Annotated in this window: 12 protein-coding genes; 3 read left to right on the top strand and 9 right to left on the bottom strand. The window is 44.2% G+C overall.

What is annotated here, in order from left to right; genetic code table 11:
- Positions 1-3 precede the first annotated feature (3 nt).
- Genes LPB86_RS05395 through LPB86_RS05385 form a run of 3 tightly spaced genes read left to right on the top strand, consistent with a single transcriptional unit; the run spans position 4 to position 3148 of the window.
- Positions 4-1173, top strand: a complete 1170-nt coding sequence (locus LPB86_RS05395) for an efflux RND transporter periplasmic adaptor subunit (RefSeq protein WP_230641637.1) — start codon at positions 4-6, stop codon at positions 1171-1173.
- Positions 1173-1916 (top strand): ABC transporter ATP-binding protein, encoded by a 744-nt coding sequence (locus LPB86_RS05390; protein WP_255695483.1) that lies wholly within the window; start codon positions 1173-1175, stop codon positions 1914-1916. Before LPB86_RS05395 ends, LPB86_RS05390 begins: the two co-directional genes overlap by 1 nt.
- An 11-nt stretch (positions 1917-1927) precedes the next feature.
- Positions 1928-3148 carry an ABC transporter permease gene (locus LPB86_RS05385; RefSeq protein ID WP_230641635.1) on the top strand — a complete coding sequence of 407 codons (1221 nt, stop codon included), beginning with the start codon at positions 1928-1930 and terminating at the stop codon, positions 3146-3148.
- A 41-nt stretch (positions 3149-3189) separates the two neighbouring features.
- On the opposite strand, the gene LPB86_RS05380 is transcribed toward LPB86_RS05385, so the two are convergent.
- The 9 genes from LPB86_RS05380 to LPB86_RS05340 all read right to left on the bottom strand — a co-directional run bounded on the left by LPB86_RS05380 (position 3190) and on the right by LPB86_RS05340 (position 18073).
- Entirely contained in the window at positions 3190-4902 is a 1713-nt protein-coding gene (locus LPB86_RS05380; protein ID WP_230641633.1) for an ATP-binding protein, read from the bottom strand.
- 15 nt (positions 4903-4917) lie between these two features.
- The gene (locus tag LPB86_RS05375; RefSeq protein ID WP_230641632.1) at positions 4918-5238 is read right to left on the bottom strand and encodes a circadian clock KaiB family protein; all 321 of its coding nucleotides are present in this window, start codon (positions 5236-5238) and stop codon (positions 4918-4920) included.
- Positions 5239-5246: 8 nt separating this feature from the next.
- Entirely contained in the window at positions 5247-5537 is a 291-nt protein-coding gene (locus LPB86_RS05370; protein WP_230641631.1) for a circadian clock KaiB family protein, read from the bottom strand.
- Between the two features lie 5 nt (positions 5538-5542).
- Complete coding sequence (gene kaiC, locus LPB86_RS05365; RefSeq protein WP_230641630.1) at positions 5543-7285, bottom strand: circadian clock protein KaiC; 1743 nt, start codon at positions 7283-7285, stop codon at positions 5543-5545.
- 141 nt (positions 7286-7426) lie between these two features.
- Positions 7427-8509: a pectinesterase family protein gene (locus LPB86_RS05360; protein ID WP_230641629.1), complete on the bottom strand. Its 1083-nt coding sequence runs from the start codon at positions 8507-8509 to the stop codon at positions 7427-7429.
- A gap of 11 nt (positions 8510-8520) precedes the next feature.
- Positions 8521-11154: a glycoside hydrolase family 3 C-terminal domain-containing protein gene (locus LPB86_RS05355; RefSeq protein ID WP_230641628.1), complete on the bottom strand. Its 2634-nt coding sequence runs from the start codon at positions 11152-11154 to the stop codon at positions 8521-8523.
- A gap of 26 nt (positions 11155-11180) precedes the next feature.
- Entirely contained in the window at positions 11181-12881 is a 1701-nt protein-coding gene (locus LPB86_RS05350; protein WP_230641627.1) for a DUF4957 domain-containing protein, read from the bottom strand.
- A gap of 35 nt (positions 12882-12916) precedes the next feature.
- Complete coding sequence (locus tag LPB86_RS05345) at positions 12917-14779, bottom strand: RagB/SusD family nutrient uptake outer membrane protein (RefSeq protein WP_230641626.1); 1863 nt, start codon at positions 14777-14779, stop codon at positions 12917-12919.
- Positions 14780-14791: 12 nt separating this feature from the next.
- Entirely contained in the window at positions 14792-18073 is a 3282-nt protein-coding gene (locus LPB86_RS05340; RefSeq protein ID WP_230641625.1) for a TonB-dependent receptor, read from the bottom strand.
- Between the last annotated feature and the right edge of the window lie 52 nt (positions 18074-18125).

Below are 18125 nucleotides of genomic sequence, written 5' to 3'. Positions count from 1 at the left end.
GTCATGAAGCCTAAAAAAATAATTACCATCCTCCTTTCCGTAGCTGTTCTGGCAGGACTCATCTGGTATTTTTTCCTCAGAAACACAGCCGCGCCCATCAACATCAGCACGGTTAAACCCACACATGGGGCCATTTCTACCAGTGTTACGGCAACCGGAAAAGTACAACCGGTAGACACCGTAACGGTGGGCACGCAAGTATCTGGTACCGTATCTGCCATGTATGCCGATTTCAACTCTACGGTTAAAAAAGGACAGTTGCTGGCAGAGCTGGATAAAACCTTGCTCCAGGCAACGGTAGATCAGTTTAAAGCAAGTCTTGCGCAGGTGCAAAGTACCGAGATTTACCAGTCGGCAAATTACAAACGTCAACAGCAATTGTATGCTACGGGCGCCATCAGCAAAGCCGATTACGATTTATCGCTCAATACCTATCAGGTGGCTAAAGCCAATGTAAACAGCATTAAGGCACAGCTTCGCTCGGCAGAACGGAACATGTCTTTTACGCAAATCTACTCGCCCATTGACGGCGTAGTGCTTAGCAGAAGTGTAAGCGTGGGGCAAACCGTAGCTGCAAGTTACAGTACGCCTACCATTTTTACCATTGCCAAAGACATCACCAAAATGCAGGTTGAAGCTAAGGTAGATGAGGCAGATATTGGCAATGTGGTTAAAGGACAGCGGGCTACTTTTACCGTAGATGCATTTATTGAAGATACTTTTAACGGTACCGTAAAGGAGATCAGGCTTAACCCCGCCATATCATCCAACGTGGTTACCTATACCACCCTGATCGATGCGCCTAATGATGATAAAAAATTGAAACCGGGAATGACGGCCAGCATTATCATTTATACCAAAGAAGTTAAGGATGCCTTGTTAATTCCTGTGCAAGCTTTGAAATTTAAACCCGATGCTACACTGGCGAAGAAATATACCCTGCAGCCTTTAAAAAATGCAGATGCAAAAGCGAATCTGGTATGGCTGCTCCAGGGCGATAAACTGATCCAGCAAAAAATAAATGTAGGCCTTAACGACAATACCCAGGCCGAGGTGCTGTCTGGCTTAACAGCAAATGACCAGGTAATTACCGGAATGGAAACCCTGGCCGAAGGATCGACAGCCGCTGCTTCGAGCCCTTTTATGCCACAAAGACCAGGGAGGAAAAAATAATGGGAAAGATCTTGGAAATCCGTGAGGTAAAGCGGGAGTTTACCATGGGTACAGAAACTGTAAGGGCTTTAAAGGGTGTTTCTTTCGATGTAAATGCGGGAGAGTTCGTCACCATTATGGGCAGTAGCGGCTCTGGAAAAACAACTTTATTGAACATGCTGGGCTGCCTGGACAAGCCTACTGAAGGCGTTTATATGCTAGACAATGTGAATGTAAAGGAATTGTCCAGAGATGAACTGGCCAAACTGCGCAATACCAAAATAGGTTTTGTGTTTCAGGCCTATAATTTGTTACCCAGAACCTCTGCATTGGAAAACGTGGAACTTCCACTCCTGTATAATCCTTTAATAGGTACCGCAGAACGAAGAGAACGTGCCATAGCGGCTTTACAGGCTGTTAAACTGGATGGACGTTTTGACCATACCCCAAACCAGCTTTCTGGTGGACAGCAGCAACGGGTAGCTATTGCCAGGGCATTGGTAAATGAGCCCGTGATGATTTTGGCCGATGAGGCTACAGGTAACCTCGATACCAGGACCTCTTATGAAATTATGGCTTTGATGCAGGAGCTGAATGAAAAAGGCAAAACCATTGTCTTTGTAACGCACGAGCCGGACATTGCTGGTTTTAGCTCCCGCACCGTGATGCTTAGGGATGGCAAGGTCCAGAAAGATACTGAAAATACCAACCGGCGTTCGGCAAAAGAGGCCCTTGCGGCTTTACCTGCCAGCGACGATTATTAATACTTATAGACATGAAGATTTTAAATTTAATAAGGCTGGCCATCCGCGCTTTGCAACGTAATAAGCTGCGTGCCCTGCTCACCATGCTCGGGATCATCATCGGCGTGGCTTCTGTAATTACCATGATGTCTATTGGCGAAGGCTCCAAACAGAGCATCAACGCTTCTTTATCCAGCATGGGCTCCAACATGATTACCATTATGCCCCAAAGTAACGAACCCGGAGGTGCAAGGATGATGGGCAGTAACCTCAAATCACTCACTTATGCTGATGTGGAGACGCTGGAAAAGGATGCACCAAATATTGCACTGATTTCTCCACTGGCTTCTTCCAGCGGACAGGTCATTAGCGGGGCCAACAACTGGCCTACAACAATACAGGGCGTAAGTCCGGAGTATCTTGACATCAGAAAGCTTACGGTAAAAGACGGCATTGTGTTTTCTGCCCAGGATGTTAAATCTTCGGCCAAAGTATGTTTGTTGGGTAAAACCGTAGTCGATAATCTATTTCCAAACGGAGAAAGTCCGCTGGGAAAAATCATCCGCTTTGGCAAAATTCCAATGCAGGTGATTGGCGTGCTGAGCCCAAAGGGGACCAGCAATTTTGGTCAGGACCAGGACGATATAATTCTTGCGCCATATACCACAGTGCAAAAGCGCGTACTTTCTTCTATCTATTTTAGCCAGATCTACGCTTCGGCAATCACCGAGGCTGCATCTGATGCAGCTGTAGACGAAGCCACCACAGTACTAAGGGTATCTCACCGCTTAAGGGCAACAGAACAGGATGATTTTCAAATCCGCACCCAGGCAGAGTTAATGACCATGCTCAATTCTACCAGCAGCATGATGACAGCACTTTTAACTGCCGTGGCCAGCATCTCTTTGGTTATTGGTGGAATCGGCATCATGAATATTATGTATGTTTCGGTAACGGAGCGCACCAGGGAAATTGGATTAAGGATGTCTATTGGGGCCCGGGGCATCGACATCTTATTGCAGTTTTTAATCGAGGCCATCATGATCAGTATTACCGGCGGGGTTATTGGTGTAGTACTTGGAATTACCGCAGCTTTTGCCATCCCAATGGCCTTAAACTGGCCAACAGTAATCTCCGAATCTTCTATTGTAATCTCCTTTTTGGTTTGCGCCATAACCGGAATATTCTTTGGGTATTACCCGGCGGTAAAAGCGTCAAATCTGGATCCTATAGAGGCATTGAGGTATGAGTAGGAATTAAACAGGGGCAAGGCAATGAGTCAATCATAGCTAAACTAATAGGCTTTGGGTAGCCTAAACCAAAACGAACTGCCATGACCAACCTTACTCTCCACCCCAATCTGGCCGCCGTGTTTGTAGATGATTTGCGAGCAGATGTACAGGCCCAGACCAAGTCCGGAATACTGTGTACCATCACTGTCTACACGATAGTACCTGTCAAAAATATAGGGCAATTTTGCTTCCGGAATTCCTACTCCCTGATCGCTAACTGAGAGTTTGGTCTCGTCGACAGTTTGTTCAATGGTAACTATAATTTCTTTGGATTCCGGGGCATATTTAGTGGCGTTGCTTACAAAGTTCACAATTACCTGCTCAATTTTATGCTCATCGGCATATACCATTACATCACCATCAGCCTGGATATTTAGGCTAAATGTACCATTTGCCAGGATATCATGACAACAATCCGCTACCAGCTCCTGCAAATTGAACACAGTTTTCTTGAGGTGCAACTGCCCTTCGGTCATTTTGGTGGCGTTCAATAAATCTTCAATGAGCGTACTCATTTTATTCATGCTCTTATTGGCCTGCGAAATTAATTTCGGCATCATGCCTACGGTATCAGATCGATCTACCAGACGATCCATCAATTGCAGGGAGGCTTTTAACGAAGTTACTGGTGTCCTGAGCTCATGGCTTGCTACACTGATAAAATCATCCTTTTGCTGAATGGCTTTCCGACGATTGGTAACGTCCATAAACGTTCCAATACCGGCAATAATATTACCTTCTGCATCCCTAAGTGGTGCGGCATTCAGAGAAATGTAAAACCGTTCACCTGCATCAGGCTGCACCGCAACCTCATAATCATGAATCGGAATTCCAGACTGCATGGCGGCTAAAATGGGATAATTAACCAACGGCAGGTCTTCTCCGTTGAGCCATAAAAATTTCCAGGCGGGATTAAAATAAATTTGCTGGTTATCATGAATAATGCTCAGTATTTTCCTCGCCATCGGATTAGCATAAGTAAGGTTTCCTGTCAGATCCTTAATTACCACGCCTTCCTCCATAGTTTCCAGGATCTTTGTTAAGCGTTCCTGATTGGTTCGCAGGTTCTGCTCTACCCTTTCCTTCTCGGCCAAAGAAACCGTTAATGCCAGCGTTCTTTCAGAAACTGTATGCTCCAGTGTTTCGTTCAGATGGCTCATCACTAACTGTGCTTCTTCCAACTGTTCGTTCTTTTGCTTTAAAACACGTTCATTTTCCTTTTGAAGCGTCAAATCAGAAATGATGATACTTAAAGCAAGCCCTTCATTCAATTCAAGCATTTTCAAAGAAAGCAAAACGGGTATTGTATTGTCTGTAGCCCCAATAATTTCAAGCTCAACCTTTGTTTGCTGGCTCCAGGCATTAAACAAGATGTCACTCCACCGTAATGCGTCTGCAGCTTGTATAAAACGATCAATGGAATGGCCAACTACTTTTTCTAGCGGAAGACCAACGATAGTAGCGAAACTGGAATTGGCGTATAAAATTATGCCTTCTTTGTTGAGGGTTATTGCTCCTTCAGACATTTGCTCGATAAAAATCCGAAAAGAATGGTCTGCTGTTTTAAGTGTAAAAATAGCATGGCCATCATCACCTTTCAAGATCAGCGCATCAATTTCCCCTAACCGGATGGCCTCCAGGGTATCATTTGCCTCCTCAAGTTTATATTCAGCCTCTTCTAATAACTTTAACAGCTCTTCTCTGGTCTTTTCCATTTTTAACATCCCTGATTATTGCGTCAGTCCAAGACTCTTTAAAACTTTAGCCGTATTAGACATATCGCCAATTAACCTTCTGCCCGAGGCCGGAGATTTTACAATGAGCATTGGAACTGCAGTTACATCCTCGCTTAAAGCAATCAAAGGCTGCTGGTGCACATCAATAACTTCAAGCTCGTACCTTCCTTCCAAATGCGTTGTCAATATCGTTTTGATATTGCTGATGGCACGTATAGAATGTGTAGAAGTCCCTACCACAAACAAGCGAAGCTGATAATGACCATCGCCTGCAACATCACCACCATTAAAATCCATTCCACCCTCGTTTGTCATAAAAGTTGTTATTGTGCACTTTTAGGACGAATATTCAATCCTACCAGAACCTTTTCTTCATTAGATAAATCTCCAATTATTTTACGTACTGGTTCCGGTACTTTTTTAACGAGTGTAGGTACAGCAAATATTTGATCGCCCTCAGCAAGCTGCGGGTTCTCTAAAAGATCGATCACCTCAATAACATACTGATCCACTAAATGTTCTTCACAATATTTTTTTAAATTATTTAAGGCCGTTATAGATTTAGTTGTTTTACCTGCCACGTAAAGCCGCAGCTCATATATGTCCTGTTTCATACTATTTATTTGCTCCCCTTATCTTCCGGGCCCGCTGGTCTGCTCCGTAAATTTGTCATCTCCTCACGGATCCTTAACACCACTTCATTTTTGATCTTTTCTTCGGTGTATATTTTGTTCAATTCCTCTTCTGTAGATTCAAATTCAGCCTTCAAACTGTCTATCTTACTTTCGAGCACCTTACGCTTACGTTCCAGTTCCCTGTCTTTTCTATTCAGTGCATTGGTGTGCAATACCTGTCCTGTTTGCTCTTCCAGGCGATGTGCTTCACGGGCAGATCCCGTTAATATGCCGTCTGGTCCTATGTAAACATCCAGTAAATTGATGCCATTTTCTGAAATTACAAACTCACGTACCTGGCTGGAATGTTTCATACCACGGGATTTCATCACATATAAACCTTTGTTCCGTTCCCCGTTCATTTCGATGTCTTTGATCAGGATCCAGGCATCAACCAGTGAAGATACCCCTTCATCAGTTTGCTCATTCACAATGTTATTTAGGGTTAATGCCGTAAACATCACCGTAATTTGCTCTTCCTGTAAAAAGTCAATTAAACGTACCAGCATGGCTTTTACCTCGCTCACGGAACCAATGGTAATTAAATTGGTAATAGGGTCTAGTACCACTACCTGTGGTTTAAATTTCTTAATGGCTTTATGAATGGCTACCAGGTGCATTTCCAAACCATACAAAGTTGGCCTTGAAGCATAAAACTTCAGTAATCCTGCATCAATATGGTTTTGCATGTCCATACCAATAGAGCGCATGTTTCTGATAATTTGCTGAGGTGACTCTTCAAAAGCAAAAAACAAACATCTTTCGCCATCCAGGCAAGCCTGATTCACAAAACTGGCGGCAACACTGGTTTTTCCTGTACCAGCGGTGCCCGATACCAGCACACTGCTGCCGCGGTAAAATCCACCTTCACTAAACATCCCATTTAAAGCAGGGATACCCGTAGGGATACTCTCTGAAGACACTGGTTTATCCAGTTGCAAAGAAGTTACCGGCAATACAGAAATGCCTTCCTCATCAATCAAAAATGGATATTCATTGGTACCGTGTAAGGTACCTCGATATTTAATGATCCTCAGGCGTCTGGTAGAAATCTGGTTGATGATGCGGTGGTCTAATAAGATCACACAATCTGATACATATTCTTCCAGGCCCTGACGGGTTAAGGTGTTCTCTCCCTGCTCACCTGTGATAATTGCCGTCACGCCTTTTTCTTTTAACCAGCCAAAAAGCCTGCGCAGTTCCGCACGCAAAATGCCCTCATCTGTTAAACCGGCAAAAAGGTTTTCAATGGTATCCAGTACCACCCGCTTGGCACCAATGGTATCAATAGCGTAGCCCAATCTAATGAAAAGTCCTTCCAGGTCATATTCACCTGTTTCTTCAATTTCGCTCCTGTCTATGTGAACGTAGTCTATTCTTATTTTTTTTTCTTCCTGAAGTTTGTTCAGGTCAAATCCCAGAGAGGCCACATTCATGGCCAGCTCGGATGGTTTCTCTTCAAAAGCCATAAAAACACCTGGCTCGTTGTATTCCTGGGCACCCCTGATTAAAAACTCGAGAGAAAACAGGGTTTTACCACAGCCGGTGCTGCCGCATATCAGTGTGGGCCGGCCGGTAGGCAAACCACCAAGAGTGATCTGATCAAGGCCCGAAATTCCGGTAGGTGTTTTTGGTAATGTTGTCAAATGATTGCTGGAATCATGGGGTGTCGTTGGTGTTGCTGACATAGGATATTAGGTAATGTAAATTAAAGATATAAAATTTAATTTAAACTGCTAATAATATTAAAGGGCTACCCATCCAGGTAGCCCCTAACCAAATATGTTGCCTCAAGTATGAAAAGAGGCAACAAGCTCTTTATAATCTATTTATCTCGAATTCTTTTTACGCTTTACACCGTATTGGTTTATTTCAGGATTCCAGTCCGCTAAAACTTTCTGCATGGTATAGTCTTTGGCTTCCTCGGCAGTCAAGGCCCTAAGTCCTGCCCAACTTGCTCTATGACTCATATCTGCTCCCTTACCACTGTTGTTGTACTCATAAAGATGAAGTTGATCACTGGTAGCGGCATACGTCATGTTCCAGGTGGTAGGCCAGCCCTCAGGATGCATCTCCTCACACAGCTCCGAGTTGAGGATGGTTACTTTGGGATAATTGTGCCATGGCCTGCCAATGGCAATTTTACGTCCATCGTCACCTTTCCTCGGACTGTTTGCGGCATAGGTGAATTTACATTGGTTAAATACGTAACCGTAAAACTGGCGCTCCGGGGTAGATGGCGCTGTTACCCAGCCCCCTCCATAACTGCGTACCTCGCAGGACTGAAAAAAACCAATTCCCCCACCATAAATATAGTCGGTGCGACCCAAAATTAAACAGTCTACAAAGTAATTGCGCATGCCATCTTTACCCAGCAATATGGTATCCTGGTAGCCTAAAATGTCGCAATTGTTAAAGGTAATCTTGTCATTGCGAAGCGTGAGTGCAAGGGCTTGTCCCACAGGGCCAGCTGTATTAGCTACCGTTAGGTTCTCTGCGATAAAGTTTTCTGCCAGCGCAGTTAAAGTTGCAGAGGTACGCACCAGCTCTTTATTATCTTTCCATAATGCCCAGGATTCTGCCGGGCATTTATTCTGCGATTCTGGACTACCACAATCGTATATATGATAACTAATTACTGTTTTTTCACGTGATTCGCCCCTTATGGTAAGGTTAATTTTGCTTGCTGGCACAATTAATTTTTCTGTGCTGTAAGCGCCGTTTTTAATCAGGATCACCGTACGTTTAGCACTATTGTCTGGTACTGCATTGATGGCTTGCTGAATAGATTTGAACTGTCCGCTTCCATCCAAAGCCACAATAATATCTGCCTTAGGAATTTCGGCAGCGAGCAAATTTGTGCCTGTAAAAAAGGCACAAGCAATAAAAAGATATGTTTTTAATCGTCTCATCTTTAAATGGTTTATTTTATATTTAATACTTTACTTACTACATTTCCACTGGTTTGGTTCGGTTCATCTGGCTGGCTCCCGCCAATGCTAAATTCCACACTACCTGTTAGCGCGGTACTTTTTCCCTCCGGACTGATATAGGATAGCTCTTCAGGGCTAAGCTTAAACTCAACAGTAGTGCTTTCCGCAGGCTTTAGACTTATTCTTTTAAATCCTTTCAGGGTTTTTAAAGCAGTTTTAATCGATGTATTTTTATTGAGCAGGTAAAGCTGAACAACTTCATCCCCACTCAGCTTTCCCGTGTTGGTAACCCGTACCGAGAGGTTTATACCTTTACCCGTCGCCACAGCTGCAGGCATCATTAGCTGATCATATTTAAAAGTAGTATAACTTAAGCCATAGCCAAAACCATACAATGGCTTACCTTTAAAATAACGGTAGGTCCTGTTGTCCATTCCATAGTCTTTAAAATCGGCAAGGTCATTATCGCCTTTATAGAAGGTTACCGGTAGCCGCCCCGAAGGATTGTAATCACCAAAAAGGATGTCTGCAATGGCTGTTCCGGCCGATTGACCTCCATACCAGGCATTCAATATAGCTGGCAAATTTGCACTTTCCCATGGCGTGGCGATGGCACTCCCGGTCATCATCACAAAAACAACCGGTTTGCCCGTAGCCTTAAGGACTTTCATCAGTTCAGTTTGCACAGAAGGCAGCAGAATTGAAGTCCTATCGCCACCTAGAAATCCCGGATCTTCTACCCGCATAGATTCACCTTCCAATTGCGGAGAAATCCCTCCCGCAAATATGAAGGCATCTGCATCCTTGTATTTTGCGGTTAGTGCAGAAAAATCTGTCTTTATGAACTTTCCGATGTTAAATTTTACGTAGGCTGTAGCATCCCCCTGCCAGCTTTCCAGCACAAAATTGTAAGTCTCACCTTTTTTAGCTGTTAGCTTATACTTCTTCACATCGTTCTTTTTAGATGCCCAGTTGTCGAGCACCAATTTTCCATTGATATACAGGCGACAGCCATTGTCAGCCTCCAGTTCCAGGGAAAGCGTTTGGTTCTCATTTGATTTGAAGGTGCTGGTGTAACGTGCAGAAAAGTCATTGGCCGTCACATTTCCGGCCACCGCTTCCCCTTCCTGCCAACTGTGGTTAAAACTCTTTTCAATTTGGGTTACAGCGGGCTGCCCTTCCAGCGCCGTATTTTTATAGTACTCGGCTTTAATCCCGGCCTTACCCTCGTAACTAAAATCGCCCTTAGCTGCCGTATAGTCCAAAAGTTGGTCGCTGGTATAGGTAACAGCCTTTTCATAAACTACTGCTGTATTGGCACCCAGCTTATCTTTTATGCCCTGAAGCACAGTGCTGAGTTTTGAGGGGTTGCCGTTATAATTTCCAAGTATCGCAATAGGGTTGTCGGCATTTGGACCAAGCACCACAATTTTCTTGATATTTTTAGACAAGGGAAGCAAATGGTCATTTTTTAGAAGTACCATAGATTGTCTCGCCATTTTTAAGGCCTGTGCCTGATGCGCTTCACTTTCAAGCACATTTGATGAGACCTGTGCAAAAGAAACCATATGCACAGGATCAAAAAGCCCTAACCTGAACCTGATCATGAACAAACGTTTTACAGAAATGTCAATCTGTGCTTCCGGAATCTTTTTGTCCTTTACCCCCTGTACCAGTGTTAAATATGCCCCGTGACCGCACTCTACATCCGTGCCATGAAACACCGCATCAACGGATGCACTTTGGGCATCAGGATGGGTTTTATGTTTCATAAAAAAATCTTCAATACCTGCACAATCCGAAGTTACATAACCTTTAAACTGCCACTGCTCTCTTAAAATGGTATTCATAAGCACATCACTTGCGCAACATGGCTGCGTCCTGAAAGCGTTGTAGGCGCACATCACTCCGGCAACTTTAGAATCTACCACCAGCTTTTTAAAGGCGGGCAAATAGGTATCCCAAAGATCGTAGGCAGAAACGTCAATATCAAAATTATGCCGCAATGGTTCCGGACCACTGTGCACGGCATAATGCTTGGCACAGGCAGCAGCCTTTAAGTACTTAGGATCATCTCCTTGCAGTCCCCTTACAAATGCATCGCCCAGGCTTGCAGTTAAAAAGGGGTCTTCACCATAAGTTTCCTGGCCGCGTCCCCAGCGCGGGTCACGAAAGATGTTGACATTGGGTGTCCAGTATGTAAGTCCTACGTATTTTCTTCCCGCCCTTCCGGAAGCCACAGCGAGGTTGTAAATTGCCCTACCCTCCATGGCAGAGTAATCAGCCATAGTAAACAGCGCAGCTGGATCAAAAGTAGCCGCCATGGCTATGGCCTGTGGAAATACCGTAGCCTTATAAGGTGTTCTGGCCACACCATGCAAGGTTTCGTTCCACCAGTCGTATGCCGGAATGTCCAACCGGGGAATAGCCGGCGCAGAGTTTAACATCTGCGCCACCTTTTCTTCGAGTGTTAAGCGGCCAACCAAATCGTCAACCCTTTGTTCAAAACTCAGGTTCGTATCCTGGTAAGGATATTTTAGTAAAGCCTGAGCCCTTGATTGCCCCTGGAATAACAGTGCGCAAACAGCCAATGTAAAGCATAATCTGAATTTCGTTCGTAGCATATCGTCTTCTTATTTTCTTTTTGGTATTAATAAGCCCAGCGCGGGTCGCCAATGGTATTTGCACTCTGGCTCGCCCTCATCAAAGGCTCCGCAGCCGGAATATTTTTTAAACTAAAATCTGTTGTCGCTGCTGTCCAACCCAAATCAATCTCCGTATTTGAAAACTGGTAGAGTCCGGTCAGCACCATTTTAAAACCTCCCTCATTAATTTTAGCGGTATTTAAGTTAAAGTAATTGTTGTTGGTAAAGTTTCCTATTGCATTTTGATTTTTTATCTGATGCGGCGTACCACTTACCGCCAATCCACCAACACCTAATGGCGTATTAGAAACTATACTATTTCTAAAATTGAACACTACATTGGTTGCGCTACCTGCGTCAATAAGCACATACCTTCCCTGAGAACCAAAATTATTGATGGTGCAATAATCAAAATTAATTGCCGGAACCGGAGTAGGCGCTAAGGCAGTGCTCACATTTACCAGGCCGGCACCAAAATTATAAAGGGTAGACCTGGTTATACTAAAAGTTTTGAACAGTAGCTTTTCAATAGAAAATGTATATGCATTGTTACTTCCTGTTTTATTGATATCGTAAACAATACAATTGTTCATACTAAAGGAAGGCAACTGGTGTACGTTTGCCGCGGAGCCATAATTACCCCTAAAAACATTGGTGGTAAAATCGTGAATGATACAGTTCTCCAGGCTTACCGCCCTAAATACCGTCGCCGCACCGTCGGTTCCCGCAGGTCCTTTTAGCTGGATAAATGTACCGCCGTAACTGGTACCATTGTAATTTGCATCGATTTCCAATCCCGATATGGAAATCCCTGCGCCATCTCCCCTTAAGTTCAATTCTCTAAACTTAAGCTTGGTATTTAAAGGATTATTGGATACAGAACGCAGTGTAATGTATTTGTTGGCCAGGTCTACTACAGAAGTTACCGAATAGGTACCCGGATTAAAACCTATCAGATCGCCATTTGCCGCAGTAGCCAGCGCCGTTGCCACATTATCTCCCGGAGACAGGATACGGGTAAAAATCAGCGACCTTCCGGTTGTAATATTCGCCAGCCCCTTGCTTTTCGTTTTCGCCACAATCTGCACGGTATAACGTGTGCCTGCTGTAAGTCCGGTAATGGTTTTATGCCCAGATGCTGCTTCGGCAGGAGTTAGGTCAAATGAAGTAACCACATTGTCCTCAGTTGTAGCTACCACTTTATCCAGATCAGCTGTGTTCGGTCCCACAAACCAATTCAGGCTTACACTGGTTTCCGTAATATCGCTACTGCGGATAATCCGTAGATACTGCTGTCCAATCAACCTGAAATTTGAACCTAAATACAACCACCTTGAGGGTTGGATATCTCCTACAGCATCTACCCTAAGCCTGCCAAAATAGAGTTTGTTAATGTTTACTTCAGGCTCCAGCAACCTGATGCCCAATGTATCCACAATTCTGGTGATATCTACCGTAGAAAAATTAGAATCCGCAGAAAGCTCTAACCTATATTTAAGCCGGATACCAGGAGACTGCGCCCCGGGACTCCATGAAAAAATTGCGGTATCCTGAGCGGTTCTTACTCTAAAGCTTGTTGGAATAAAAGACCTGTTAGCAGAAGGGTCTTCCACTAAACCCTCAAAGGTTTTGGTGCAGGCAGCTGTAATCAATAGCGTTAAGAGTACAACCAGCTGACTTAATTTAATCAATTTATTAATTTTCATCTTGTTATCATTTAATGATGAATAAATCCTGTTGTTTAATCCTGGTAACCAAAGTTCTGCACAATTGAACCCCTGCTTTCTAAAACCACACGTCCCGGATAAGGCAAAAGCTCCCTGCTGTTCGCCTTGAAAAATGTACCCCAGGCCTGTTGCGTATTGGTAAACAGGCCTGAGCCTAACACACCATTGGTATAAATGCCAACTTCACGTCTCCAGCCGGTGCGCACAAAAGTACCCCCCGGGTTTACCGTGTTCATAGAATACAGCACTACATCAATCGGCCCGCCATAAAGCTGCAAGCTTGCGGTCTCTTCGGGATACGTTTTATTAAGAAAGACAGTTGGTCTGTTGTAAATGTATTCCGAATAATTAGCATAAGGATTATTGGCAACAGGCGCTCCCCATGACAATAGCTTTAACTTCGCATCCACCTCTTTAATGGTTTGGTCCAAACGGTTCCAGCGGATCAGGTCGTAACGTCTGATGCCCTCGCCACCAAATTCCAGTAACCTTTCTTTCACAATGGCCTCAAAGAAATTTGCAGGTATTGCTGGAATCGGGTTTACACCATAAGCCCTTCGCTGCACGCGCTGTAAGGCTTCAAGAGGTGTAATAAAACCATCTGTACTGCCCAATTCATTTGCTGCTTCTGCATACATCAACAACACATCGGCATAACGGATTACCGGCCAGTTTACCCCGAATTGCAAACTTGGCGAGTTTGCATCAAATTGGGTCCAGGATTTCCTGAACTTGCCACACATGAGCTCATTCAGCCGCAGTTGTACTTTAGTATTGCTTATGGTGCTTACGCTAAAGCTTGGAAGCGTAACATCTCTCCTGCCGTCAGTTTTCTCAAACTCGTAAAAATAGGTAGGCACTGCCCTTGCACCCCCACCGCCATTACCCCAGGTGGTATTTGCAAAACCCAAACCGTAGGTACGCGCCAAATCACTATCATTTATCGTTCCCCACATCGCCACTTCAAACATGATCTCGTTGGCCTCGTCAAAACGAGCTGTTCCAGAATGCAAGGTTTTAAAGATGTTCTCAAACACAGGGTTAAGCTGGTGCTGGTTAGATTTAATGACATCATTACATTCCTCAAAAGCGATTTGATAATATTTTTGATAATCGTCGGTTCTTGCCATTGTCTGTGATTTTATACGAAGCGAATATCCACCTCTAAACAAGGCAATCCTTGCCCTCAGTGCTTTCACCGCACCTTTGGTAAACCTAAATGTCTTGTAGGAAGCCAAATCACTGCGCCAGGCCACCAATTCCGAAGCCAGTTTCAGGTCTGCTAAGATGTGGTCATAAGTCTCATCCCTGTCGGCATGTCCAAAAAATAAATCGGTACGGTCGGCAGCCGGCACAAAAGATGCCGGAACATCTCCCCAGTGCCTGATGAGCTCAAAATAGAAAAGTGCCCTTAAAGCCAATGCTTCACCGTAATAATTGCGCAGGCGAAATTTCTGCTCTGCCGATCCGGATTGGTAAAGGCCGGAAACAGGAAGATACTTACAGACAATGTTGGCCCTTTCTATGCCTTCATAAAGCTGACTAAAAGTACCGAGGAGGGCCGAATTGCCCGAAGCCGGGTTGTAGGTAGACACCGCAGACACATCATTTCTGTTGTAACTTGAACTGCCGCGAATCCAGAAATCATCGCCTCCGGTAGAAAACGCTGTAGGCAAATTACCGCCATACACATTACGCCCCGCAGCCTTGCTGTAAATACTGAGCACATTAGAGTTAACATAATCAGCACTTTCAAATAGTTTATCCAAATCTACACGGGAGGGCGATTCTACTTCCAGGTATTTTTTACAGGAATATAAAGTTGTAGTTACTGCTATAAAAGCAAGGAACAAATATTTTATGATAGGGGTTTTCATATCCGATAGGTATTAAAATGAAACATTAAGACCGGCAAGTATATACCGGTTGCGTGGGTATGCGCTGTAATCTACCCCTGGCGTAAGAGGACTATTCCTGGTACTTGCTTCAGGATCAAATCCTGTATACTTTGTAAAAGTATGCAGGTTGTTTACAGTGGCATAAATCCTTAACCTGGAGATGGCCCTTACCCTTTCCAGTAGTTTAGCGGGCAAAGTATAACCCAGTGTAATGTTGGTAATCCGTAAAAAGGAAGCGTCTTCTATCGCATCCGAAAGTGCCACAGGCTGCCCATAGGTAGGTGCATAACTGGTCACATTTGCATTGGCGGTAACAATATCGTCCCAGTTGGTCAGGATGTTGCCTTTATCATCAAAGTACTTCCAGCTGTTTGCAAACTTTTGCAGAAAGTTATTTCCATTTACCTGGTAACGAGAGCCCAGCACAGTTTTATTGGCATTATAGGTCTTTCCTCCATAAGAGAAATTGATGAATACGCTCATGTCAAACCCTTTGTAAGAAACCTGGTTGTTAAACCCGCCAAAAAATTTAGGCTGATAGGTTCCCAACACGGTTTTATCCTCGGCCGTAAGCACCCCGTCACCGTTCAAATCTTTAACTTTTAGTACCCCCGGTGCAGCATTCTGTCCAATAGCTGTTAAGGAGCCAGTGGGTACGCCCGGTTTTTCGCGAAAAGTCCTCCGGCCGGCAGCAAGTTCACTTTCGTAAAATGGTCTGTCAAAATCTTCCATGGTAAACCAGCCATCAACCACGTAGCCATAAAATTGCCCTAATGGCTTTCCAACCTGTACCAGAAAATCAAATTCCTCGCTTCTGATGCCCCATCCCGAGTTTACACCATATCCATAATCAGGATCGGTATTCCCGTTAAGTTCTACAATTTTATTTCTGTTAAAGGATAAATTGAAAGCGGTATTGTAGGTCCAGTTTTTTGATTTAACCACCACATAGGACAGTTGAAGTTCCAGCCCCTTATTTCTTGTTGCACCAATATTTTGAGTTTGAGAAGCATAACCATTTTGGGCAGGGATATTCGCATTTAAAAGTAAGTCACTTGTTTTATTGGAATATACGTCAACAGAAGCCGTTAACCTGTTATCAAAGAGGTCCAGGTCAAGTCCCAGGTTCTGAGACACGGTGGTTTCCCATTTCAAACCCGGATTTTGTAACTGAAGGCTGTAAAGGCCTGGTGTCTGCGAGTTATCAGACTCCGCATAACCCTGATTCTGGGCAGTTCCAAAAACGGTAGTATATAAGCGGTCAGAGCTGATTCTATTGTTTCCGGCCGTACCATAACTGGCCCTGAACTTGAACCCGTTGATCCAGTTTGCCTTTAAACTTTTGAAGAATTGCTCTTCTGACATCCTCCAGGCAAATTGGGCAGAGGGGAAAGATGACCACCTGTTGCCCGGACCAAATTTAGAGGAACCATCTGTTCTCAAAGCCAGGTTCAGGTTATACCTGGATTTATAAGAATATTGTGTTCTGCCGAAAAAAGATAAAAGCTTTTCCGGAGGCGGGATAAAAGAAGTGGGTGAAGGCTGCACAAATCCCTGAGGGGCGTTTGCCTGCTGCAGGTTGGCAAAGGCAGATTGCCAGGTAACATCATTTGGAAAATACCTGACTGTCTGTGAATAGTTATCCGAAGTTACGGTATTGGTTTCCTCTCCAACAACAATGTCCAGCTTGTGGTTCTTTTTAAAGGTATTGCCATAGCTTAAAGTATTGGTATTGGTGATGTTTACAGTCCTGCCTTTAATTAAATCTACATAAGGCTGATCTTTATATGTTCCGAAATTTGAAAAACTGGAAACTTCATACCGCACTACACCCCTAAAGGAATCATTTTTGTTTTCGCCCACCCGGTATCCTATGTTACTTCTAAAGGTGAGTTTTGGGGATATTTTTACATTCAAATATCCGGAAGTAATCAAATCGGCATTGCGGTTCAACCGTTGGTCTCTGGTTGCCGCATCTACCGGTGTACTTAAATCTATCCTGGATTCAGAAACGTCATCTTCATTTACCTGTTGCAGGTTTATGGTACCCAGATAGGGCTGAAACCGCACTGAGTTTTGCAAGCCCCCGTTAGAGCCTTTTATTGAAGTACCATTACCCGTAACCAGCTGGTTGCTGTACCTTACATTGACCCCAACCTTAAATGTTTTTGAAATGTCGTTATCATACCTGAAAGTTGCAAACGTACGGGCCAGGTTAGAGTTGAGCATAATCCCATCTTCATCTGTACGGTTCACACTAAAGTTGTAAGTACTGGTTTTGTTACCGCCGCTAAAGGTAAGTACCTGTGTGTTGGAGAAGGCCGAGCGGCCAAATACACGTTCGGTCCAGTTTACCGCAGGGTAACTTTTGTAAATGTCCCAGTCTTCTATATTACCATAACGCCTGTAAAATCCATTTATAACGGTACTGTCTGTGGTAATGCTACCGCTAAAATGCCCCCTGTTTCCAGCATATTGCATCAGCAGGTAATCATAGGGTTTCATCATGTCCAGGTAATTGGTGATCTTTCTTACCCCGGCATAGGTATCAAAGGATACAATTGTCCTTCCTGCCTTTCCGGTTTTTGTGGTAATGAGTACCACACCGTTAGCTCCCCGGGCTCCATAGATGGAGGTTGAAGCCAAATCTTTCAACACATCTATGGATGCTATTTCACTTGGGGAGATGATAGAGAGTGCATTGTCTAACGGGATGCCGTCTACAATGTATAGCGGTGAATTGTCCTGGGTAATGGAAGTACCACCACGGACTAAAATCTTTATTTCGGAGCCTGGGGCGCCTTCGGTTGCAACAACCGATACCCCGGCAAGTTTCCCGGCCAGCGCTTCTGCGGCGGTAGATACCGGAAAATCTGCAATGTCTTTTGCCTTTATACTGGAAACAGCACCGGCCAGCCGCTCCCTGTTCACCGTTCCGTAACCTACATTTACCTCAACTTCCTGTAATGAATTACTGGATGGTTTTAACTGTATTGAAATGGGCTTTGAACTGTTAACGGTCAGTTCTTCCGTTTCGTAGCCTATGTATTTAAACACAAGCACCTGAGGACCCGTTGGGGTGCTCAATTTAAAGTTTCCATTCTCATCGGTCATTCCGGCTGTCTTGGTTCCCTTTAGGGTAACGCTAACGCCAACCATGGTTTGCTTGCTCTCTTCATCAAGCACCCTTCCTGTAAGGAGCTGCTTTTGGTTTTGAGCATAAAGTGAGAGAAAGGGAGCACAAAGCAGTGCAATTAGGTAATATTTTCTCATAATCTATTTGGTTAGAATTCTTTCCAAATGTATTCCTGAGCAACGCCAAAGG

The sequence above is a fragment of the Pedobacter sp. MC2016-14 genome (assembly GCF_020991475.1).
Taxonomy (GTDB): Bacteria; Bacteroidota; Bacteroidia; order Sphingobacteriales; family Sphingobacteriaceae; genus Pedobacter.
This window is presented reverse-complemented; position numbering and strand designations above follow the sequence as displayed.